This window comes from Cellulomonas sp. P5_E12, assembly GCF_054049315.1.
This window is the reverse complement of sequence record NZ_JBFUMP010000030.1, coordinates 33,172-55,478: the sequence shown is the minus strand read 5'-3', so window position 1 is coordinate 55,478 and position 22,307 is coordinate 33,172. Positions and strand designations below refer to the sequence as shown.

Below are 22,307 nucleotides of genomic sequence, written 5' to 3'. Positions count from 1 at the left end.
AGCGTGCGGCCGAGCGCGAGCGCGCCCGGTCGCGGCAGGCCACGGTCGCGCAGGCCGTGCGCGACGGTGCGAACCAGGCGCTCGTCGTCCTCGACGAGTCGCTGCGGCGGGCGTCCGCTGAGCGCGACGCGGCAGAGACCGCCCGGGGCGAGCGGGACCGCGCGGTCACGGCAGCGCGCGCCGAGGTCGACGTCCGGGCCGCGGAGCTCGCGCAGCTCACCGACGTCGCGCACCGCGACGAGGTCGCCCGCACCCAGCAGCGGCTCCGGATCGAGGCGCTCCAGGCGCGCGCCGTCGACGACCTGGGCCTCGACCCGACCGTCCTGCTCGACGAGTACGGCCCGCACCAGGACGTCCCCGTGATCCTGGTGCCGGGCGCCGAGGTCGACCCCGACGCCCCGACGGCCGTCCCGTACGTGCGCGAGCAGCAGGAGAAGCGGCTCCGCGCGGCCGAGCGGGCGCTGTCGCTGCTCGGCCGCGTCAACCCGCTCGCGCTCGAGGAGTTCGCCGCGCTCGAGGAGCGCCACCAGTTCCTGGTCGAGCAGCTGGCGGACCTGAAGAAGTCCCGCGCGGACCTGCTCGAGATCGTCAAGGAGATCGACGAGCGCGTCGAGCAGGTGTTCGCCGAGGCCTACCGCGACACGGCGGCCGCGTTCGACGTGGTCTTCCCGCGGCTGTTCCCCGGGGGAGAGGGTCGGCTGGTGCTGACCGACCCCGACAACATGCTCACCACGGGCATCGAGGTCGAGGCGCGCCCGGCCGGCAAGAAGGTGAAGCGGCTCTCCCTGCTCTCGGGCGGCGAGCGGTCGCTGACCGCCGTCGCGCTGCTCGTGGCCATCTTCAAGGCGCGGCCCAGCCCGTTCTACGTGATGGACGAGGTCGAGGCTGCCCTGGACGACGCCAACCTGGGCCGGCTGCTCGAGATCTTCCGGGAGCTCCAGGAGGACTCGCAGCTCATCGTCGTGACCCACCAGAAGCGGACCATGGAGATCGCCGACGCCCTGTACGGCGTGACCATGCGGGGCGACGGTGTCACCACGGTCATCAGCCAGCGGATGCGCGAGGACGTCGCCGTCTGACCTGACCGACCCGACGCAGTCGCGGCGCCGTGCGGGCTCGCCGCCCGGCGTGTGGAGATTGTGTGCGGTTTGCCGTTCCCTGTGCGTGGGGCACCCGCGCGTCCAGGTTCGGCGCCGACACTGGGTGCATGGCCATCCTCGTCGCGATCGTTCTCGCCCTCCTCGTCGCCGCCGGTGTCCTGCTCGCCGCGAGCGTGTCCAGCTCGACCCGGGACAAGGGCGAGTCCCCGCTCCAGGCGTTCCGCGCCGGCTGGGCGGCCCGCAAGAACCCCGACGCCGACCAGCGCGCCGCCGCGGCGGCCGCCTCCGCGGAGCCCGTCGACATGTCGCTGGCCCAGTTCCTGCGCGAGACGGTCGACGAGGGCGAGGCGTACCTGCAGGTCGATGACCTCGCCGCCACGCTGCAGCGGGCGCGCGACAAGGCCGTCGGCGTCCTGCCCGGGAACCACGGCCGCTGAGCCCTCGACAGCCGGACCCGCGAGGTCCGGCTGACGCGTCGGCTCGCTTCGGCGGCCCGCCGCCCGACAGACTGTCCCGGTGACCAACGAGACGCTCGAGATCCTCCTGGCCGCCGGCATCCCGACGGCCATCGTCGTCGCGCTGGCGACTGTGTTCGTCCGCCGACGCCGCACCTCGACCACCGACGAGGTGGCGCCCCCCGAGGTCGACGTGCCGAGCCCCGCGCCGGCCCCCGAGGTCGAGAGCGCGGCCGAGGCGCCGACCGTCCCGGAGACCCTGCCCGAAGAGGTCCTGCCCGAGGAGGCCGAGGCCGCCCCGGAGCTCGAGGTCCCCGCCCCCGTCGCGGGGCGGCTCGCCCGGCTGCGCGGCCGGCTCGCCCGGTCCGGCTCCCCGCTCGGTGCCCGGCTGCTCGCGGTCCTGTCCAAAGACCACCTGACGGAAGACGACTGGGACGAGCTCGAAGAGACGCTGCTGCTGGCGGACGTCGGCGCGGGACCGTCCGGCGAGCTCATCGACGCCCTCCGCACCCGAGTCCGGGTGGAGGGCCTCAAGGACCCCGCGCAGGTGCGTGCCCTGCTGCGCGAGCAGCTGCTCGCGCTCGTCGACCCGTCCCTCGACCGCAGCCTGAACACCGCGCCGGGCGCGGCCCCCGACGGCTCCGCGGTGCCTGCCGTCGTCCTCGTCGTGGGCGTCAACGGCACCGGCAAGACCACCACGGTGGGCAAGCTCGCGCGCGTGCTCGTCGCCGAGGGCCGCACGGTCGTCCTGGGCGCCGCGGACACGTTCCGCGCCGCGGCGGCCGACCAGCTGCAGACCTGGGGATCCCGCGTCGGCGTGCACACCGTGCGGTCGGACCGCGACGGTGCCGACCCCGCCGCCGTCGCGTTCGACGCCGTGCGCCAGGGCCGCGCCGAGGGGATCGACGTCGTGCTAGTCGACACCGCCGGGCGCCTGCAGAACAAGGCCGGCCTCATGGACGAGCTGGGCAAGATCACCCGTGTCATCACGCGGGAGGCGCCGCTGTCCGAGGTGCTCCTGGTGCTCGACGCGACCACGGGCCAGAACGGTCTCAACCAGGCACGCGTCTTCAGCGAGGTCGCCGGCGTGACGGGCATCGTCCTGACCAAGCTGGACGGCACGGCCAAGGGCGGCATCGTCGTCGCCGTGCAGCGCGAGCTGGGTGTGCCGGTCAAGCTCGTGGGCCTCGGCGAGGGCCCCGACGACCTGGCGCCGTTCGACCCGGAAGCCTTCGTCGACGCGCTGCTCGAGGGGTGAACCGGAGCGCAGCGGAGGGTGTGGGTCGCGCCAGCGACGAGGGCGGCGTCGCGCCAGCGGCACGCGCCCGTAGCGGAGCGCAGGTTCGCCCCGACCGTGGGCTCGAGGGGTGAACCGGAGCGCAGCGGAGGTCCCCCCGACCCTCGGCTCGAGGGGTGAACCGGGATCGGCGCGGTCGGACGCGACCTGGACGGCCGATCACCACGAAACGGAACGTTTACCTGACGGTGAGGTTTGTCACGTCGTCGTAACGCCTCTCGTGCATGTCCGAAACCCGCCTCCTCGACTGTAATCCCGACCAGCCACCCCCGGCTGGCGAGTGGAGAGGCGATCTCGATGGAATTCGCTTTGGACAGCGGGAACACGGCGTGGATGCTCACCGCCGCGTCGCTCGTGCTGCTGATGACGCCGGGGCTGGCGTTCTTCTACGGCGGCATGGTGCGCGGCAAGAGCGTCCTGAACATGATGATGATGAGCTTCGCGGCGATCGGCGTCGTCGGGCTCATCTGGGTGCTCTACGGGTACTCGGGCACGTTCGGACCTGACCTCGGCGGCGGCTGGCTCGGCAACCCGTTCACGTACTTCGGCCTGCAGGGCTTCACCGACGACGACAGCCTGATGGCGTCGACCGGTGTGCCCTTCCTCGTGGCCGCGGGCTACCAGGCGACGTTCGCGATCATCACGGTCGCGCTCATCTCCGGGGCGATCGCCGACCGCATGAAGTTCAGTGCGTGGCTGATCTTCTCGGCCATCTGGGTCACGGTCGTCTACATGCCGCTGGCGCACTGGGTGTGGGGTGGTGGCCTGCTCAGCGCGACGGGCATCACCGAGGGACTCTCGACGCCGATCGACTTCGCGGGTGGAACCGTGGTCCACATCGACGCCGGTGTGGCCGGCCTGGCCATCGCGATCCTGCTGGGCAGGCGCAAGGGCTGGCCCAGGGAGCCCATGCGGCCCCACAACCTGCCGTTCGTCATGCTCGGCGCCGCTCTCCTGTGGTTCGGCTGGTTCGGCTTCAACGCCGGCTCGGAGTTCGGTGCCGACAGCACGGCCGGTCGCGCCTGGCTCAACACCCTGCTCGCCACGTGCGTCGCGATGCTCGCCTGGCTCGCCACGGAGAAGCTGCGTGACGGTCACGCCACCTCGCTCGGCGCGGCGTCGGGCGTCGTCGCCGGCCTGGTCGCCATCACCCCGGCCGCCGCGGCGGTCGACACGTGGGGTGCGATCGCCATCGGCCTCGTTGCAGGCGTGCTCTGCGCCCTGGCGGTCGGTCTGAAGTTCAAGTTCGGCTTCGACGACTCGCTCGACGTCGTCGGCGTCCACGCCGTCGGCGGTCTCGTCGGAACGCTCCTGATCGGCTTCTTCGCCACCGACCAGAACGGTGGTTGGTACCCGGACGGGGCCATGAACGGCCTGTTCTACGGCGGCGGGCTCACGCAGCTCGCCACCCAGGCCATCGTCGCGGGCGCCGCCGTGCTGTTCAGCTTCACGGCGACCTACGTCATCGCGTCCATCCTCAAGGCGACCATCGGTCTGCGGGTGTCCGACGAGGTCGAGGTCAGCGGGATCGACCTGGCTGTGCACGCTGAGACCGCATACGAGACGCTGGGCGTCGGCGCCCGTGTCGTGACGGAGGTGAAGTGATGACGAAGCTCGTGACGGCGGTCATCCAGCCGCACCGGCTGGACGATGTAAAGTCGGCGCTCGAGGCAGCCGGCGTGCGGGGTCTGACCGTGAGCGAGGCGAGCGGCTACGGCCGTCAGCGCGGTCACACCGAGGTCTACCGCGGTGCCGAGTACACGGTCGACCTGGTCCCCAAGGTCAAGATCGACGTGCTCGTCTCGGACGAGGACGTGGTGGGCGTCACGGACGTGATCGTCCGCGCCGCGCAGACCGGCAAGATCGGCGACGGCAAGGTCTGGGTCGTGCCGGTCGAGGACGTGGCTCGCGTCCGCACCGGCGAGCACGGCGACGACGCCCTCTGATCAGGACGGTCGACCGCCACACATGACACAGGAACGGCCGCCCGCGGGGGGCGTGGCCGCGAACGGGTCGCCCGAGGTCCCGCACCCCGCGATCGGGGTGCGGGACCTCCGCGTCGAACGGCTCGAGCTCGCTGCCGGGCTGACCGGACCCGGGGCCGACGGCATCGCCCGCCGGGCCGCCATCGTCGAGCTCGTCGTCGGCCGGCTGCGCGAGCAGTGGGAGATCGCGACCGAGGGCGAGGACGTGGCCGGCGTCGCGCTCGGCGCCGTCGGCAGCGTCGGGCGCGGAGACGCCAGCCCGGTCAGCGACCTCGACCTGCTGCTGGTGCACGAGGGGCGCGGGCACTCGCCCGAGGAGCTCTCCGCGCTGGCGCAGAAGCTCTGGTACCCCATCTGGGACGCCGGCCTGGACCTGGACCACTCCGTCCGGTCGCTGGCGCAGTGCCGCCAGGTCGCGTCCAAGGACCTCCCGGCGGCGGTCGGGCTGCTCGACCTCCAGCCGGTCTCCGGCGACGCCGTCGTCATCGCCCGCGCCAAGTCCGCGCTGCTCGAGGACTGGCGCTCCGCCGCGCGTCGTCGGCTGCCCGAGCTGCTGGCCTCCACCCGGCAGCGGGCCGAGCGCCACGGCGAGCTCGCCTATCTCATCGAGCCCGAGCTCAAGGAGTCCCGCGGCGGGATCCGCGACGCGGTCGTGCTGAGCGCGCTCGCCGCCACCTGGCTCACCGACCGCCCGCACGGCGCGGTCGACATGGCCTACGCGCACCTGCTGGACGTGCGCGACACGGTCCAGGTGGTGACGCGCCGGCACACCAACCGGCTGCTGCTCGCCGACCAGGACGAGGTTGCCGCCCTCGTCGGCTTCGACGACCGCGACGACCTGCTGGCGAGCATCGCCGAGGCGGCGCGGGTCATCTCCTACGCGCTCGACACCACGGTGCGCAACGCGCGCCAGGCCCTGCAGCGACCGGCTCGCACGACCATGCTGGTCCGCGGTCGACGTAGCGCCCCCCGCCTGCGAACCATCGCCGAGGACCTGGTCGAGCACGACGGCGAGATCGTGCTGGCCGTCGAGGCGCGTCCGGCGGACGACCCGCTGCTCTCCCTGCGGGCCGCCGCGACGGCCGCACGGACCGGGCTCAGCCTGTCGCCCGTCACGGTCGCCAGCCTGACCGCCACACCGGCGTTGCCGACGCCGTGGCCCAGGGCCGCGCGCACCCACCTCCTGCAGCTGCTCGGCTCCGGGGCAGCCCAGGTGCCCATCTGGGAGGCGCTCGACCTGGCCGGCGTCGTCACCACCTGGATCCCCGAGTGGGCGGGTGTCCGCAACCGGCCGCAGCGCTCGGCCATCCACCGGCACACCGTCGACCGCCACCTGGTCGAGACCGTGGCCCGGGCGGGTCGGGACAAGCGGGTGGAGCACGGCGACACCCTGCTGCTCGCGGCGCTCCTGCACGACATCGGCAAGCGGGCCGGCGCGGGCGACCACTCGACCGAGGGCGCGCGGCTCGCGGGACCGATCGTGCTGCGGATGGGTTTCGACGAGCAGGTCGCGGCCGACGTCACCCGGCTGGTGCGCGAGCACCTGACGCTCGCGGAGCTGGCCACCACCGCGGACCCGGACGACCCGGCGACGATGGCCCGCCTGCTCGACGCCGTGGACCACCGACCCGACATGCTGGTGCTGCTGCGGGCACTGACCGAGGCCGACGCGGGCGCCGCCGGCCCGCAGGCCTGGAGCACGTGGCGCGCGACGCTGGTGGACGACCTCACGGCACGGGCCACCCGTGTGCTGGCAGGTACCCTAGGACGTCCCTGACATCGTCAGAATCCCCGAAGCGTGAGGACCGCCAGGTGTTCGCCACCCTGTCCGACCGACTGACGTCGACCTTCAAGAACCTGCGCACCAAGGGCCGTCTGTCCGAGGCGGACATCGACGCCACCGTGCGCGAGATCCGCCGGGCGCTGCTCGACGCCGACGTCGCCGTCCCGGTCGTCCGTTCGTTCACCGGTGCCGTGCGCGAGCGCGCGCTGTCGGCCGAGGTGTCCGGTGCGCTCAACCCGGCGCAGCAGGTCGTCAAGATCGTCAACGAGGAGCTCGTCTCGATCCTCGGTGGCCAGACGCGCACGCTGAGCCTCGCCAAGAACCCGCCGACCGTCATCCTCCTGGCCGGTCTGCAGGGTGCGGGCAAGACCACGCTCGCCGGCAAGCTCGCGCTGCACCTCAAGGGCCAGGGCCACACGCCGCTGCTGGTCGCCGCGGACCTGCAGCGCCCCAACGCCGTCACGCAGCTGCAGGTGGTGGGGGAGCGCGCAGGCGTCCCCGTGTTCGCCCCGCACCCCGGCAACCAGGGCAGCGAGGACGTGATGCCGTTCGGCGCCGATCCGGTCGCCGTGGCGCGCCAGGGCCTGGAGACGGCCAAGACCAAGCTGCACGACGTGCTCATCGTGGACACGGCCGGCCGCCTCGGCGTCGACGCGGAGCTCATGCAGCAGGCGTCGGACATCCGCGACGCGCTCGACCCCGACGAGGTCCTCTTCGTCATCGACGCGATGATCGGCCAGGACGCCGTCGCCACGGCTCAGGCCTTCCAGGACGGGGTCGGCTTCACCGGCGTCGTCCTGACCAAGCTCGACGGCGACGCACGCGGTGGTGCCGCGCTCTCGGTCGCCAGCGTCACCGGCAAGCCGATCATGTACGCGTCGACCGGTGAGAAGCTCACCGAGTTCGAGGTCTTCCACCCCGACCGCATGGCGTCGCGGATCCTCGACATGGGCGACATCCTCACGCTCATCGAGCAGGCCGAGAAGGCGTTCGACGCCGGCCAGGCCGAGGAGATGGCGGGCAAGCTCGCCGCCGGCCAGGACCTCACGCTCGAGGACTTCCTCGTCCAGATGCAGCAGCTGCGCAACGCCGGCCCGCTGAAGAAGATGATGGGCATGCTGCCCGGCATGGGGCAGATGCGGGAGGCGCTCGACAACTTCGACGAGCGCGAGGTGGACCGCATCGAGGCGATCATCCGCTCGATGACCCCCGCCGAGCGCCGGACGCCGAAGATCATCAACGGCTCGCGCCGCTCGCGCATCGCCGCCGGGTCGGGCACCAAGCCGAGCGACGTCAACCAGCTGCTGGAGCGCTTCGACGGCGCGCAGAAGATGATGAAGCAGATGGCCAAGGGCGGCGGCATCCCCGGCATGCCCCCCGGCATGGGCAACCTGCCGGGCATGGGCGGCAAGAAGTCGCGCGGACGCCAGGCGCCGGCCCGCAAGGTCAAGGGCAAGTCCGGGAACCCGGCACGCCGCGCCGAGCAGGAGCGGGGAATCACCAGCCGTCCGTCGGCCCCCGCGGGGTCCTCGTTCGGGATCACCCCGACGGCGACGCCTGAGCCGACTGAGCTCGAGCTGCCCGCCGGTCTCGACCGCTACCTCGGCGGACGCTGAGGGCCCGTGCTCCTGCACCTGCGGGGCACCGTCGTGCTCGACGACGAGCGCGAGGTCGGCGAGGCGTGGGTCGTCGACGGCCGGATCACCTTCGTGCGGCCGTCGTCGGCACCCGACGCCGTGCTCGAGGGCTGGGTCCTGCCAGGGCTCGTCGACGTGCACTGCCACATCGGCCTGGCGTCGGACGGGCCGGTCGACGACGGGACCGCGGAGAAGCAGGCCCTCGCCGACCGCGACTCCGGCGTGCTGCTCGTCCGCGACGCCGGTTCGCCGGCCGACACCGGCTGGGTGCACGACCGCGACGACCTGCCCCGCCTGATCCGTGCGGGCCGCCACCTCGCGCGCCCCAAGCGCTACCTGCGGCACTACGGGCGTGAGCTCGCGGACGTCGCCGACCTTCCCGACGCCGTCCGCGAAGAGGCCGAGCGCGGCGACGGCTGGGTCAAGCTCGTCGCCGACTGGATCGATCGCGACCTGGGCGCCGAGGGTGACCTGCGCCCGCTCTGGCCGTCGGACGTCCTCGCCGACGCGGTCGCGGTCGCGCATTCCGCCGGCGCTCGCGTGACCGCCCACACGTTCGCCACGGAGTCGCTCGACGCCCTGCTCGACGCCGGCGTCGACTGCCTCGAGCACGCCACGGGCGCCACGCCGGACCAGATCGACCGCATCGCCGCCTCCGGGATCCCGGTCACCGCGACCCTGCTGCAGATCGGCCAGTTCGAGGCCATCGCCGCCCAGGCCTCCCGCTACCCGCTGTTCGCCGCACGCATGCGTGCGCTGCACGCCCACCGGTACGCCCTGGTCCGCGACCTGCACGAGGCGGGGGTGCCCGTGCTCGTCGGCACGGACGCCGGCGGGACGCTCGCCCACGGGCGGATCGCCGACGAGGCCGCCGAGCTGGTCCTGGCCGGCCTGCCGGCGCGCGACGTGGTGGCGGCCGCGAGCTGGCGCACGCGCGCGTGGCTCGGGGTCCCCGGGATCGCCGAGGGGGAGAGCGCCGACGTCGTGGTGTACGACGCGGACCCGCGGACGGACGTCGGCGTGCTCGCCGCGCCGCGCGCCGTGGTGCTCCGCGGGACGGTCGTCGCCGGAGGTCTGTGACCTGCGGGACACGGTTGGGAGTCCCCTCCGGCATCTGGCACAATGGTCGGCTGTACCCGACGTCTGCAGCCCCTCTACCTGCGTTCGTCGTGTCCCTGACCTTCCCGGCGCGCCCACCCCACGGGCAATGCGCGGGCAGGCCACCCAGCAGACCTCAGGAGAAGACCACACCGTGGCCACCAAGATTCGTCTCAAGCGTTTCGGCAAGATCCGTCAGCCGTACTACCGCGTCGTCGTCGCCGACTCGCGCACCAAGCGCGACGGCCGCGTGATCGAGGAGATCGGCAAGTACCACCCCACCGAGGAGCCGTCGCTCATCGAGATCTCCTCGGAGCGCGCTCAGTACTGGCTCGGCGTCGGCGCGCAGCCGACCGAGCAGGTCGAGGTGCTCCTCAAGATCACCGGTGACTGGCAGAAGTTCAAGAACCTCCCCGGCCAGGAGGGCACCCTGCGCACGAAGGCCGACAAGGTCGACCCGAAGGCCGCGATCGACAAGGTCGCGCTCGACGCCGAGAAGGCCAAGGCCAAGGCGTCCGAGAAGAAGTCGGCCGCTGTCGAGGCTCCGGCCGAGACGGTCGAGGACGAGCAGGCCTGATGCTCGCCGACGCCCTCGAGCACCTGGTGCGTGGCATCGTCGACCACCCGGACGACGTCCGCGTGAACGCGTCGACGCTGCGTCGTGGGGACCTGCTCGAGGTGCGCGTGCACCCCGACGACCTCGGCCGGGTCATCGGCCGCGGCGGTCGCACGGCACGCGCGCTGCGCACCGTCGTCGGCGCGCTCTCGACGGACGGCGCGGTCCGCGTCGACGTCGTGGACGTCGACCGGCGCTGAGTCATCGCCGAAGGCCCGGTCCCCTAGCCTGGGGACCGGGCCTTCGTCATTCCCACCCCCCGATCGTGAGGACTCCCATGCAGCTGACCGTCGCGCGGATCGGCCGTGCCCACGGCCTGCGCGGAGAGGTCGCCCTCGACCTGCGGACCGACACCCCCGAGGACCGGTTCGGGGACGGTGCCGTGCTGGCGACCGAGCCCACGGCCCGAGGGCCGTTGACCGTCGTCAGCACGCGCGTCCAGCAGGGTCGCTGGTACGTCACGTTCGCGCAGATCAACGACAGGACGACGGCGGAGGCGATGCGCGGCACCGAGCTGGTGGTCGACGAGGACTCGTCCGACGAGGACGACGCCTGGTACCCGCACGAGCTCGCGGGCCTGCGTGCGGAGCACGTCGACGGTCGCGTGCTCGGCGAGATCGTCGGCCTGGAGCACCTGCCCGCGCACGACATGCTCGTGCTGCGGGAGCCGGACGGCGCTCGCACGCTCGTGCCGTTCGTCCGCGCGATCGTCCCGGTGGTCGACGTCGCCGGCGGGCGCGTCGTGCTCGACCCGCCCGGCGGGCTCCTGGCCTCCGACGCCGCCAACCTCGTGGTCTCCGAGGAGACCGTCGGAGACGACGACTGACGTGCGCATCGACGTCGTCTCGATCTTTCCCGAGTACCTGGCGCCGCTGGACCTGTCGCTCGTCGGCAAGGCCCGCACGAGCGGCCTGCTCGACCTGCGCGTGCACGACCTGCGCGACTGGACCACGGACCGCCACCGCACCGTCGACGACACCCCGTTCGGCGGGGGTGCCGGCATGGTGATGCGCCCCGACGTGTGGGGCGCCGCGCTCGACGAGCTGCTCGACGCGGACGCGCATCTGCTGGTGCCGACGCCGTCGGGGGAGCCGTTCACGCAGCGGACGGCCGAGGCGCTGGCCGGCGAGAGCCACCTGGTGCTGGCGTGCGGGCGGTACGAGGGGATCGACGCGCGCGTGGCCGAGCACTACCGGTCGCGGGGGCGGGTCACCGAGTTCTCGCTCGGGGACTACGTGCTCAACGGGGGTGAGGTCGCCGCGCTCGTCGTGGTCGAGGCCGTCGCGCGCCTGCTGCCCGGTGTGGTCGGGAACCCCGAGTCGCTGGTCGAGGAGTCGCACGGGGCCGCCGGGCTGCTCGAGTACCCGGTCTACACGAAGCCGCCGGCGTGGTCCGGGCTGGAGGTGCCCGAGGTGCTGCTGTCCGGGCACCACGCGCGGATCGCCCGCTGGCGTCGGGACACCGCGCTGAAGCGGACGGCCGCGCGCCGCCCGGACCTCATCGCGGCCCTGCCGGTCGACGAGCTGGACAAGCACGACCTCGCGCTGCTCGCCACGCTGGGCTGGTCGACCGTCGAAGGGCGCCTCGGCCGGTCGTCGTGAGGTTGCGCACCCGATTGTCCGTGGGTGCCGCCGGTGTGGCAGACTTGCCCGTTGGTGCGCGCAGGTCGCGTCTCTGCCACAGGGGAGACGAATCACGACCACCCGGGGTTCGACCCCCGACGCACCGGACCATCAGACCAAGGACGCCGGTCCTGCCTGCACAGGCAGCCGTGACGCCCTCGACGACGTTCCTGACCTGTGGCAGGGCGGGGAAGTGACATCACATGCACACGCTCGACAGTGTCGACGCAGCATCGCTGCGCTCCGACATCCCGGAGTTCCGCGCCGGCGACACGCTCAAGGTCAACGTCAAGGTCGTCGAGGGCAACCGCTCCCGCATCCAGGCGTTCCAGGGTGTCGTCATCGGTCGCCAGGGTGACGGCGTCCGCGAGACGTTCACCGTCCGCAAGGTCAGCTTCCAGGTCGGCGTCGAGCGCACGTTCCCCGTGCACTCCCCGAGCCTGGAGTCGATCGAGGTCGTGACGCGCGGCGACGTGCGCCGCGCGAAGCTGTACTACCTGCGCAAGCTCCGCGGCAAGAAGGCGAAGATCAAGGAGAAGCGCGACTTCGCCCCCGCCGCGAAGAAGGCCTGAGCCTTCCCGCACGCGACGTCCTGACGGGCGGCCACCGATCCGGTGGTCGCCCGTCGGCGTCTCCGGACGGCGCTGCCGCAGGTCACGTGCGCCGTCGGCCCGTGGCGCGGGTCACGATGCCGGTGACGTGCGCAGCAGGACCCGATCTCGGCCGCCGGTCGTGTGCGCGAACGGGTCCCTCGCATGCGAGAGTGTGCGGGTGATCGACCGACCCGCCCGAGATCTCGACGAGGACTCGTCGCCCACGTCGTGGCCGGGCCGCGAGGCGCCCGACGAGGCCGGGGCGGGCCGGCGGATGCCCGACGTGACGGGTGCCGATGACGGGTCGGAGCCACCCCACGCGGCCAGCCGTCGGCACGCGGCCGCACGACGCCCGAGCGGCGCCGGGTCGCTGCTGCGCGAGACGGTCATCATCCTCGTCAGCGCGATCGTGCTGTCGCTGCTGGTCAAGACGTTCCTGGTGCAGGCGTTCTTCATCCCGAGCCAGTCGATGCACGACACCCTGATCGAGCACGACCGCATCCTGGTCAGCAAGCTGACCCCCGGACCGTTCGACCTGCGCCGCGGTGACATCGTCGTCTTCAAGGACCCCGGCGGCTGGCTGCCCGCGGGCGTCACCCCCGACCCGGGCCCGGTGCGGGGCGCGATCAACGACGCCCTGACGTTCATCGGGCTCTACCCTGCCGACGCCAACGAGCACCTGGTCAAGAGGCTCATCGGGCTGCCGGGCGACCACGTCGCCTGTGCCGGTCCGGGGGAGCCCGTGACGGTCAACGGCGAACCGCTCGACGAGCCGTACCTCGCGGAGGGTGTCCTGCCCAGCGACATCGCGTTCGACATCACCGTGCCCGAGAACAGCATCTGGGTCATGGGCGACAACCGGTCGCACTCGTCGGACTCGCGCTACAACCAGGGCAAGCCCGGCGGGGGCTCCGTGCCCATCGCGAACGTCGTCGGCGTGGCGTTCGTGACGGTGTGGCCCATCGAGCGCGTCGGCATCCTGCACAACCCGACCAGCACGTTCGCGGACGTGCCCGACCAGCCGTGACCACGGTCGCGGCGGCCCGCCGGGCCACCCTGACTCGCACGGCGCCCCACCTGCGGCACGAGCGCGTGCTGCTGCGGGACGGCGCCCGGCTGCTGGCGGGGATGGATGAGGTCGGCCGCGGCTCGCTGGCGGGTCCGGTGAGCGTCGGCGTGGTCGTCGTCGACGTCACGACGAGGTCCGCACCCAAGGGTGTCGCGGACTCCAAGCTCCTCGCCCCGGCGGCCCGGACGCGGCTGCTGCCGGCGCTCAACCGCTGGGGGCTCGCGCGTGCGGTGGGCCACGCGAGCGCCGACGAGATCGACGAGATCGGGATCATCGCGGCGCTGCGGCTCGCGGGCACCCGCGCGCTGGCCACGATCGCCGTGACCATCGGGCCGGTGGACGTCGTCCTGCTCGACGGGTCGCACGACTGGCTCAGCAGCCCCGCGCAGCCGGATCTCTTCACCGTCGACGACGTGTCGGAGGTGCCGGCGCCGCGCGTGCACATGCGGGTCAAGGCCGACCGCACCTGCGCGTCTGTGGCGGCCGCGAGCGTGCTCGCCAAGTGCGAGCGGGATGCGCTCATGGTCGCGCTCGCCGCCGAGCACCCCGCCTACCGGTGGGACGAGAACAAGGGCTACGCCTCGCCCGAGCACATCGCGGCGCTGCGCGAGCTGGGTCCGAGCGTGCTGCACCGACGCTCGTGGCGGCTGCCCGGGACGGGGATCGACGACGACGCGTTCCTCGACGACGTCGCGGACGACGTTCTCGACGATGACGCGCTGCTCGCTGACGACGCGGACGTCCTTGTCGACGAGGGCGACGACGACGCGCTGCTGGTCGACGAGCCGATGCCGGACGAGGTCCAGGTCGGCGCCTCGCGGGCCTGACCGCTCGTCCACCGTGGCGTCGCGCGGTCCCGACCCTGCTCATGGGGGATGATGTCCCGGTGAGCGCGGAGGACCTGGAGAACTACGAGACCGACATGGAGCTCGCGCTGTACCGCGAGTACCGCGACGTCGTGGGGCTCTTCTCCTACGTCGTCGAGACCGAGCGACGGTTCTACCTGGCCAACCAGGTGGACCTGCAGGTCCGGTCGGCCGCGGGTGAGGTGTACTTCGAGCTGACGCTCGCCGACGCGTGGGTGTGGGACGTCTACCGCTCCGCCCGGTTCGTGAAGTCGGTGCGCGTCGTCACGTTCAAGGACGTGAACGTCGAGGAGCTGGCCAAGGCCGAGCTCGATCTCGGCGGCAGTGCGGGCTTCGCCCGCTGACCTTCCGCGCCCTCGTCCGGGGGTTCCGCTCGCCACGGTGAGCCGCCCACAGCCCCGTGCGGACGCGGCTCCGTCCCCGAGGCGGTGAGCTCGCCACCCCAGCACCCTCCCGCCCTGGCAGCGTCGTGCGCGGAGGTGGTCCGGTGCGCGCGAAGGACGCAGTGGGGCGGTACGGCGAGGACGTGGCAGAGGCGCACGTCCGCGGTCGTGGGTGGGACGTGCTGGACCGCAACTGGCGGACGCGGGACGGTGAGCTGGACCTCGTCGCGCTCGACGGGGACGAGCTCGTGGTGGTGGAGGTCAAGACCCGCCGGTCGATCGCGTTCGGGCACCCCGCGGAGGCGGTGACGCCCCGCAAGCTGGCTCGGGTCCGGCGCCTCGCGGCGCAGTGGCTGACCGCGCACGACGTGCACCCGAGCTCGGTGCGCGTCGACGTCATCGCGGTGGTGCTGCCCGCGCGCGGCGCCGCCGAGGTCGACCACCTCGTCGGGGTGGTCTGAGTGGTGCTCGGGAGCACGCTGGGCGTCGCGCTGGTCGGGCTGACCGGGCACGTGGTCGAGGTCGAGGCCCACCTCGCGCCGTCCCTGCCGGCCTTCACCCTCGTCGGGCTCCCGGACGCGTCGCTGGCCGAGTCTCGGGACCGCGTGCGTGCCGCCGTGACGTCCTCGGGTCTGGGGTGGCCCAACCGGCGCATCACCGTCAACCTCTCGCCCGCCACCCTGCCCAAGTCGGGGTCCGGCTTCGACCTGGCCATCGCGGTCGCCACCCTGGCGGGCGCGGAGGCGATCGACCCGGCCGCGACGCAGGCGGTGGTGCACCTCGGCGAGCTCGGACTCGACGGTCGGCTCCGGCCGATCCGCGGCGTGCTGCCGGCGGTCGCCGCCGCGGTCGCCGCCGGGCACCGCCGCGTGGTGGTCGCGGCGGCGAACGCCGCGGAGGCGCGGCTGGTCCCGGGTGCGCAGGTGGTCGGCGCCACCAGCCTCGCGCAGGTGGCCGCAGGCTACGGCGCGACTCTCGAGGTGCCCACGGTGCCGCCCGTCGCGGTCGAGGCGGTCGCCGCCCGCCCGGGAGCCGCCGCTCTCGACCTCGCCGACGTCGTCGGCCAGGCGGACGCGCGCGCGTGCCTCGAGGTCGCGGCGGCGGGCGGGCACCACCTGCTGATGGTGGGCCCGCCGGGCACCGGCAAGACCATGCTGGCGGCGCGCCTGCCGGGGTTGTTGCCCGACCTGTCCGAGGCGGACGCGGTGGAGGTCACCGCGGTGCACTCGGTGGCCGGGGCCTTCGACCCCGGCGGTGGGCTGCTGCGTCGGCCGCCGTTCGAGGACCCGCACCACACCGCCACGCCCGCCAGCGTGGTGGGCGGCGGCTCGGGCATGCCGCGTCCGGGTGCCGCGTCGCGAGCGCACCGCGGCGTGCTCTTCCTCGACGAGGCGCCGGAGTTCTCGACCGCGGTCCTGCAGACGCTCCGCCAGCCGCTCGAGCACGGCGAGCTGGTGCTTCACCGGGCGGCCGGCACGGCACGGTACCCGGCGCGCTTCCAGCTGGTGCTGGCGGCGAACCCGTGCCCGTGCGGCCAGGCCGTCGGCAAGGGGCTGGCATGCACGTGCCGGCCGGAGCAGCAGCGGCGGCGGTACTTCGGCAAGCTCTCCGGACCGCTGCTCGACCGCGTCGACCTGCAGGTCGAGCTGGCTCCGTCGCGTGCGGGCGCGGCGGCGGGGGAGTCCTCGACGGCGGTCGCCGCGCGGGTGGCCAGCGCGCGCGACGCGCAGACGGAGCGGCTGCGGAGTACCCCGTGGCGCACCAACGGGGACGTCCCGGGTGGCTGGCTCCGGGAGCGGCTGGGCCCCGATCGCTCGTTGGTCTCCGACCTCGACCGCGCGCTCGACCGCGGCACCTTGAGCCTGCGCGGGGTGGATCGCGTGCTGCGGGTCGCGTGGACGCTCGCGGACCTGGCAGGGCGGACGGCGCCGGGGCGCGCCGACGTCGGGCAGGCGCTGCTGCTGCGCACCCGCGGGCACGGCGCATGAGCGGCGCCGAGGTCGACGTGCTGGCGCGCGCGACGTGGAGTGCGCTCGTGGAGCCGGGAGACGTCGTCGCCGGTGCCCTCGTCCAGCTGCTGGGCGCCGCCGAGGCGCTCGCCTGGGTGCGGGCGGCGGTCCAGGCGGGCCGGCCGGACGTCGGGCGGCTCGAGGAGGGGCGGGGGCGGCTCGCGCCGGGCGAGGTCGTGCGGATCGGCCGGGCGTTGGCGCGGTGGGCGGCGCGGCTGCCCGACTGCGAACCGCGACGCGACGTCGACCGCCTCGACAAGGTCGGCGGCGCGGTCCTGGTGCCGGGGGACCCCCGGTGGTCGACAGCCGTCGACGACCTCGGCGTCGAGGCGCCGTTCTGCCTGTGGGTTCGCGGGGACCTCGATCTCGCCGCGGCCTCGGCACGGTCCGTCGCGGTCGTCGGGTCGCGAGCCGCCACGTCCTACGGCGAGCGCGTGGCGTTCGACCTGGCCGACGGCCTCGCCGATGCCGGCGGGTGCGTCGTCTCGGGCGGGGCGTACGGCATCGACGCGGCCGCGCACCGCGGGGCCCTGGCGCGCGGCGGGCCGACGCTCGTCGTGCTCGCGGGTGGGGTCGACCGGGCGTACCCCGCCGGGAACACCCGCCTGCTCGAGTCCGTCGTGGCCACGGGCGGGGCGCTCGTCTCGGAGGTGCCGCCTGCGACCTTGCCCACGAAGAGCCGGTTCCTCCAGCGGAACCGGTTGATCGCCGCGGCGTCCCGGGCCACGGTCGTCGTGGAGGCGGCGTGGCGCTCGGGGGCCATGAGCACGGCGCACCACGCCGCGCGGCTCCTGCGCCCGGTCGGCGCCGTGCCCGGCCCGGTGACGTCGATGGCGTCCGCGGGGTGCCACCGACTGCTGCGCGACGGGGTCGCCGTCTGCGTGACCGACGCCGCCGAGGTGCGCGAGCTCGCAGCGATGGTCGGCTCGGACCTGGGTGCCGCCGTCGCGGCCGAGCGTGCGGCCGACGAGCGCGCCGCTCGCGCCGGGGACGGACTGGACCCGCTCGTGCGGCGCGTCCTCGACGCCCTTCCACGTCGAATGCCGGCAGAGCTCGAGCGAGTCGCCAGCGTCGCCGGGGTCTCCCTCGCCGAGGCGCGGAGCTCGCTGGGGCTTCTCGAGCTCGATGGATGGGCCGCCCGACGGTCCGGTGGGTGGCTCGCTGTGAGTCGTCTCACACCATGAGCCCGGTGCTTGTAAAGAAGGCGCGCCGAGAACTGGGCGAAGAACACGAGGGTGAGGTGATCTGCGGGTGAAAAAAACGCGCGATCGGGCATTTCTTGGTCGGCGAATCGGACATTGCGCCGGGATTCGCCCAGCGTTAGGCCGGGCAGGTGAAAGTCGTCCTTGTTCCCGGCTGTGTTTCAGGTCACCGTACTCACATGGACGTGGTCGAGATCACCGCAGGGGCGCCGAATCGCGGCCGCCTCCTGTCGGAGTTCTCGGCACACCTGAGCGCTCAGCGGGGATTGTCGTCGAACACCAACCGCGCCTATGTCGGAGATGTCGACCTGCTTCTCGGGTACGCCTCGCGGCACGGCCGCACCACGCTCGACTCGATCGACCTTTCCGTCCTGCGCGGCTGGCTCGCCTCGATGGCGACCACCCACCGCAGCCGCGCGACGCTCGCACGACGCGGGGCCGCCGTCCGCACGTTCTTCGCCTGGGCCAACCGCACGCACCGTGTCCCGGTCGACCCGGCCCTGCGTCTCGCCACCGCACGGACCGGGTCGTCGCTGCCGACCGTGCTGCGCGTGGAGCCCGTCTCCCAGATGCTGGACCTGGCGCGTGACCGCGCCGCTGACGGTGACGCGGTCGCCCTGCGGGACTGGGCGCTCCTCGAGCTCCTCTACGCGACGGGTGTCCGCGTCGGTGAGGTCTGCGGTGCGGACCTCGGCAACCTGGACGTGCACGAGCGCACGCTGCGGGTCGTCGGCAAGGGCGACAAGGAGCGCGTCGTCCCGTTCGGCAAGCCCGCCGCGACCGCGCTGAGCGCGTGGCTCGAGCGTGGCCGCCCGCAGCTCGTCCACCCCTCGTCGCCGTCGGCCGTCTTCCTCGGCCTGCGCGGGGGGCGTCTCGACCAGCGCCAAGCGCGCACGGTCGTCCACCAGGCCGCCGCCCTCGCGGGCGTCGACGACGTGGCGCCGCACGCGCTGCGCCACACTGCCGCGACCCACCTCCTCGAGGGTGGCTCGGACCTGCGCAGCGTCCAGGAGATCCTCGGCCACGCCAGCCTGGCCACGACGCAGCGCTATACCCACGTCTCAGCCGACCGCCTGCGGTCGGCCTTCCAGCAAGCGCACCCGCGAGCATGACGCACAACTTGGAGTCGACGATGACGACGAAGCTGGACGCCGCCTTCCCGGTGCGCACCCGGATGACCAGCACGGCCCCCGAGGGAGTCGTCCCCCAGCCGTGGCCCGCCGCCGCCACGGAGGTCGCGTCCCCGACGGTCCCGATCACCCGCGGGGTGCCGGCGCCGCGCGGACCGGTCGCGCCGAGCCGCTCCGTCGAGGAGGTCGACGCCCTGTGGGAGGACTACAAGTCGTCGCAGTCCCCGCGGGCGCGTGAGGGCCTGATCCTGCACTACGCGCCGCTGGTGTCGGCCGTCGCCGGCCGCGTCGGGATGCGGCTGCCCAGCACCGTCGAGCAGGCCGACCTTGTCTCCTACGGCATGTTCGGCCTCATCGACGCCATCGAGAAGTACCAGACCGACCGCGCGGTGAAGTTCGAGTCGTACGCGTCGTCCCGGATCCGTGGCGCGATCATCGACGAGCTGCGCGCGATGGACTGGGTCCCGCGCTCGGTCCGCACCAAGGCCCGCGCGGTCGACCGCGCCTACGCGGAGCTCGAGGCCAAGCTGCACCGCACCCCGACCGAGGACGAGGTCGCCCGCCACCTGGAGATGCCGGTGGAGGACCTCCGCGCCATCTACTCCCAGCTGTCGACGGTGAACGTGGCCGCGCTCGACGAGCTGCTCGGCGGCGGCGACGACCGCCCGGGCGGCGTCTCGCTCGGCGACACCCTCGGTGACGACCGCACGCTCGACCCGGCCAGCTCGATGGAGGCTGCCGAGACCAAGTTCCTGCTGGCCCGCGCGATCGAGTGTCTCGGTGAGCGCGAGCGCATCGTCGTCGTCCTCTACTACTACGAGGGCATGACGCTCGCGGAGATCGGCCGCGTGCTCGGTGTCACCGAGTCGCGCATCTCGCAGATGCACACGGCCGCGATGGTCCGCCTCCGGACCCGGCTGCTCGAGGCCGAACGCGTCTGACCGACTGATCGCAGGGCCGCCCGACCGAGCAACTGCGGTTGGCGGGTTCGGCTCCGTCCCGAAGAGGGAGGAGCACCTGCCCGGCCGAGCCGCTGTGGCGGGCTCTTTCAAGACGGTCGGGGCGTCGGCCCGATCGAGCCGTCGGGGGAGCGCCGGCGGGCTGGTCAGGCTCCTTCCCCGATCGGCAGGAGCACCACGGGACCCGCGCCCGGCAGCAGCGTCAGCGGGTCGACGTAGTCGTCGCCCACCCGGACGCCCCAGTGCAGGCACGTCCTGGGCGCGCAGTGCGAGCCGTCCGCCATGACGACTCCGACGAGCTGGCCCGCACCGACGACGTCTCCGGCCCGCACGGCGGCGAGCACCGGCTCGACACTCGACCGGCGGCCGTCCGCGTCGGTCACCGTCACGACCCCGCGGCCCGCGACCGCACCTGCGTAGGTGACCGTGCCGGCGACGGGGGAGACGGCCTGCGCGCCGGCAGCCGTGCGCAGATCGACGCCGCGGTGACCCGCCGCCCAGGGCTGCGGTGGAGGCTCGAACCCACGAGCGACGTCGGCCGGACCTGCGAGCGGGAGACGGTAGGTCCCGGCCGGCGCGACGGGAAGACTCGGCACCGCGGAGCCGGCCGAGGCCAGCACCGCCATCGTCAGGGCGACGAGGCCTGCCACGGCGCCGCCCCCGAGCGTGGCCCGGAGGCGGCTGGTCCGGCGCGAGACGGTCCCGGACGGCACGGTCGCCGGCAGGGGACGGGTCCGGCGCGAGACGGTCCTGGACTGCTCGGCCGCCGGCAGAGGACGGGCCCCGCAGGCGCATGCGGTGCCGGGCAGCGAAGGTGCTGCGCGACGAGCGCCAGTCGTCCGCGGGCCGCTCTCGCCTGGTGACGGTTCGGAGCGATCAGCGCCGATCCTCGACGCGCCGTCTGGCACCGGCGATGCGTCGGTGCGGTCCGTCTCTGGTGGCGAGGCGGCGCGGCGCCGGGCGAGCCGGCCGGCGGGGGCGCCTGACGACGGCGCTGGGTGGGTGATGTGGGGTGCTCGGGTCATGACGGCGATCGTCGAGGGGAAGGCGCGCCCGGGGGAGGCTCGCGCACGGATCTGGGGACGCCGGCGCGTGCGTCGGGGCTGTGGGCGGGTCGCCGGTGCGGAGCAGCCCCGGCGATCGGCTAAACTTCTGGTGCGACCGGTCCGTACCGGTCGACTTCGCGTGTCATCCACCCGATCAGGGACCCGCCGGCCAGCGTGCCGACGAGCACCAGGACGGGGTCGATCTCCGCAGCGGTCCGGGCTCCTGCACCAGTGGCAGTCCCCGGAGCGGACGACGACATGACGCCAGGGGCGCCGACCAGCTGGTCGGAGCCGACAACCGAGATGCGGGCCCCACGAGGGTCCGCCGTTGACGCGTGCACCCTGCGGTGCGCGCCGGAAGGACGTGCCATGGCCGTCGTGACCATGCGCCAGCTGCTCGAGAGCGGTGTCCACTTCGGGCACCAGACCCGCCGCTGGAACCCCAAGATGAAGCGCTTCATCTTCACCGAGCGCAATGGCATCTACATCGTCGACCTGCAGCAGTCGCTGTCGTACATCGACAACGCGTACGACTTCGTGAGCCAGACCGTCGCGCACGGCGGGACGATCCTGTTCGTCGGCACGAAGAAGCAGGCGCAGGAGCCGGTCGCCGACCAGGCCGCTCGCGTCGGCATGCCGTACGTCAACCAGCGCTGGCTCGGTGGCATGCTCACCAACTTCAGCACGGTGCACAAGCGCCTCCAGCGCCTCAAGGAGCTGGAGCAGATCGACTTCGACGACGTGGCGGGCTCGAACCTCACGAAGAAGGAGCTGCTCGTCCTGCGCCGCGAGAAGGACAAGCTCGCGAAGACGCTCGGCGGCATCCGCGACATGGCCAAGGTTCCCTCGGCCGTGTGGATCGTCGACACGAACAAGGAGCACCTCGCCGTCAACGAGGCGCGCAAGCTCGGCATCCCGGTCGTCGCGATCCTCGACACCAACTGCGACCCCGACGTCGTCGACTACCCGATCCCGGGCAACGACGACGCGATCCGCGCCGTGCAGCTGCTGACCCGCGTCATCGCGGACGCCGCGGCCGACGGTCTGCTCAAGCGCCACTCGGGTCGCACCGCGGCCGCCGAGGGCACCACGACCGACGCCGAGCCGCTGGCCGAGTGGGAGCGCGAGCTCCTCGCCGGCGCCGAGGCCGACCTGGCGAGCACCGAGGTCGCCGCTGACGCGACCGACGCCGTCGCCGAGGCGAAGGCCGAGATCGCGGAGGAGGTCGCCGAGGAGGTCGTGGCCGAGGCCGTGGTCGAGGCGCTCGCCGAGGAGATCGTCGCTGAGGTCGTGGCCGAGGAGGTCGCCGAGGAGGCTGCCGCCGAGGTCGTCGCCGAGGAGATCGCCGACGAGGCTGCCGCCGAGGGCGACGCCGACTCCAAGTGACCCAGCCGGTGCCGGTGGCCCCTCAGGGGCCACCGGCACAGCAGCACCCCCTCAGGGGCCACCGGCACTGC

At 73.3% G+C, this 22,307-nt stretch carries 23 protein-coding genes; 22 read left to right on the top strand and 1 reads right to left on the bottom strand.

Going from position 1 to position 22,307, the window contains the following annotated elements; genetic code table 11:
• The 21 genes from ACXJKA_RS18335 to whiG all read left to right on the top strand — a co-directional run.
• Positions 1-1,079, top strand: a 1,079-nt coding sequence (locus ACXJKA_RS18335; protein WP_456826626.1) for an AAA family ATPase, incomplete at its 5' end; no start/stop codon positions are given.
• A 128-nt stretch (positions 1,080-1,207) separates the two neighbouring features.
• A complete protein-coding gene (locus tag ACXJKA_RS18330) occupies positions 1,208-1,537 on the top strand; it encodes a hypothetical protein (RefSeq protein ID WP_456826625.1) in 330 nt (109 codons plus the stop codon).
• A gap of 79 nt (positions 1,538-1,616) precedes the next feature.
• Entirely contained in the window at positions 1,617-2,813 is a 1,197-nt protein-coding gene (gene ftsY / locus ACXJKA_RS18325) for a signal recognition particle-docking protein FtsY (protein ID WP_456826624.1), read from the top strand.
• Positions 2,814-3,149: 336 nt separating this feature from the next.
• Positions 3,150-4,457 (top strand): ammonium transporter, encoded by a 1,308-nt coding sequence (locus tag ACXJKA_RS18320; protein WP_456826623.1) that lies wholly within the window; start codon positions 3,150-3,152, stop codon positions 4,455-4,457.
• The gene (locus ACXJKA_RS18315) at positions 4,457-4,798 is read left to right on the top strand and encodes a P-II family nitrogen regulator (RefSeq protein WP_208213931.1); all 342 of its coding nucleotides are present in this window, start codon (positions 4,457-4,459) and stop codon (positions 4,796-4,798) included. The genes ACXJKA_RS18320 and ACXJKA_RS18315 overlap by 1 nt, the downstream gene beginning before the upstream one ends.
• Before the next feature lie 22 nt (positions 4,799-4,820).
• Positions 4,821-6,614 carry a [protein-PII] uridylyltransferase gene (locus ACXJKA_RS18310; protein WP_456826622.1) on the top strand — a complete coding sequence of 598 codons (1,794 nt, stop codon included), beginning with the start codon at positions 4,821-4,823 and terminating at the stop codon, positions 6,612-6,614.
• 35 nt (positions 6,615-6,649) lie between these two features.
• Positions 6,650-8,236, top strand: coding sequence for a signal recognition particle protein (ffh, locus tag ACXJKA_RS18305; RefSeq protein ID WP_456826621.1), 1,587 nt, complete (start codon positions 6,650-6,652; stop codon positions 8,234-8,236).
• 6 nt (positions 8,237-8,242) lie between these two features.
• Positions 8,243-9,337 carry an amidohydrolase family protein gene (locus ACXJKA_RS18300; protein WP_456826620.1) on the top strand — a complete coding sequence of 365 codons (1,095 nt, stop codon included), beginning with the start codon at positions 8,243-8,245 and terminating at the stop codon, positions 9,335-9,337.
• A gap of 172 nt (positions 9,338-9,509) precedes the next feature.
• Positions 9,510-9,932 carry a 30S ribosomal protein S16 gene (gene rpsP, locus ACXJKA_RS18295; protein WP_456826619.1) on the top strand — a complete coding sequence of 141 codons (423 nt, stop codon included), beginning with the start codon at positions 9,510-9,512 and terminating at the stop codon, positions 9,930-9,932.
• Positions 9,932-10,171: an RNA-binding protein gene (locus tag ACXJKA_RS18290; RefSeq protein ID WP_055922281.1), complete on the top strand. Its 240-nt coding sequence runs from the start codon at positions 9,932-9,934 to the stop codon at positions 10,169-10,171. Before rpsP ends, ACXJKA_RS18290 begins: the two co-directional genes overlap by 1 nt.
• Positions 10,172-10,248: 77 nt before the next feature.
• Positions 10,249-10,797, top strand: coding sequence for a ribosome maturation factor RimM (gene rimM, locus ACXJKA_RS18285; RefSeq protein WP_456826630.1), 549 nt, complete (start codon positions 10,249-10,251; stop codon positions 10,795-10,797).
• A gap of 1 nt (position 10,798) precedes the next feature.
• Positions 10,799-11,572 carry a tRNA (guanosine(37)-N1)-methyltransferase TrmD gene (gene trmD, locus ACXJKA_RS18280; RefSeq protein ID WP_456826618.1) on the top strand — a complete coding sequence of 258 codons (774 nt, stop codon included), beginning with the start codon at positions 10,799-10,801 and terminating at the stop codon, positions 11,570-11,572.
• A 224-nt stretch (positions 11,573-11,796) separates the two neighbouring features.
• Positions 11,797-12,165 (top strand): 50S ribosomal protein L19, encoded by a 369-nt coding sequence (gene rplS, locus ACXJKA_RS18275; protein ID WP_456826617.1) that lies wholly within the window; start codon positions 11,797-11,799, stop codon positions 12,163-12,165.
• Between the two features lie 199 nt (positions 12,166-12,364).
• A complete protein-coding gene (lepB, locus tag ACXJKA_RS18270) occupies positions 12,365-13,213 on the top strand; it encodes a signal peptidase I (RefSeq protein WP_456826616.1) in 849 nt (282 codons plus the stop codon).
• Entirely contained in the window at positions 13,210-14,082 is an 873-nt protein-coding gene (locus tag ACXJKA_RS18265) for a ribonuclease HII (RefSeq protein WP_456826615.1), read from the top strand. Before lepB ends, ACXJKA_RS18265 begins: the two co-directional genes overlap by 4 nt.
• A 59-nt stretch (positions 14,083-14,141) precedes the next feature.
• The gene (locus ACXJKA_RS18260) at positions 14,142-14,465 is read left to right on the top strand and encodes a DUF2469 domain-containing protein (RefSeq protein WP_055922267.1); all 324 of its coding nucleotides are present in this window, start codon (positions 14,142-14,144) and stop codon (positions 14,463-14,465) included.
• A gap of 143 nt (positions 14,466-14,608) precedes the next feature.
• A complete protein-coding gene (locus ACXJKA_RS18255; protein WP_456826614.1) occupies positions 14,609-14,965 on the top strand; it encodes a YraN family protein in 357 nt (118 codons plus the stop codon).
• Positions 14,966-16,492 carry a YifB family Mg chelatase-like AAA ATPase gene (locus tag ACXJKA_RS18250; protein ID WP_456826613.1) on the top strand — a complete coding sequence of 509 codons (1,527 nt, stop codon included), beginning with the start codon at positions 14,966-14,968 and terminating at the stop codon, positions 16,490-16,492. It begins immediately after the preceding gene.
• A complete protein-coding gene (dprA, locus tag ACXJKA_RS18245; RefSeq protein ID WP_456826612.1) occupies positions 16,489-17,697 on the top strand; it encodes a DNA-processing protein DprA in 1,209 nt (402 codons plus the stop codon). Before ACXJKA_RS18250 ends, dprA begins: the two co-directional genes overlap by 4 nt.
• Before the next feature lie 197 nt (positions 17,698-17,894).
• The gene (locus tag ACXJKA_RS18240) at positions 17,895-18,827 is read left to right on the top strand and encodes a tyrosine recombinase XerC (RefSeq protein ID WP_456826611.1); all 933 of its coding nucleotides are present in this window, start codon (positions 17,895-17,897) and stop codon (positions 18,825-18,827) included.
• Positions 18,828-18,847: 20 nt separating this feature from the next.
• Complete coding sequence (gene whiG / locus ACXJKA_RS18235; RefSeq protein WP_456826610.1) at positions 18,848-19,786, top strand: RNA polymerase sigma factor WhiG; 939 nt, start codon at positions 18,848-18,850, stop codon at positions 19,784-19,786.
• Positions 19,787-19,950: 164 nt separating this feature from the next.
• Here whiG and ACXJKA_RS18230 read toward each other — a convergent pair whose 3' ends face one another.
• A complete protein-coding gene (locus ACXJKA_RS18230) occupies positions 19,951-20,454 on the bottom strand; it encodes a murein hydrolase activator EnvC family protein (protein ID WP_456826609.1) in 504 nt (167 codons plus the stop codon).
• A 765-nt stretch (positions 20,455-21,219) separates the two neighbouring features.
• On the opposite strand from ACXJKA_RS18230, the gene rpsB reads away from it, so the two are divergent.
• Positions 21,220-22,236, top strand: a complete 1,017-nt coding sequence (rpsB, locus tag ACXJKA_RS18225; protein WP_456826608.1) for a 30S ribosomal protein S2 — start codon at positions 21,220-21,222, stop codon at positions 22,234-22,236.
• Positions 22,237-22,307 lie beyond the last annotated feature (71 nt).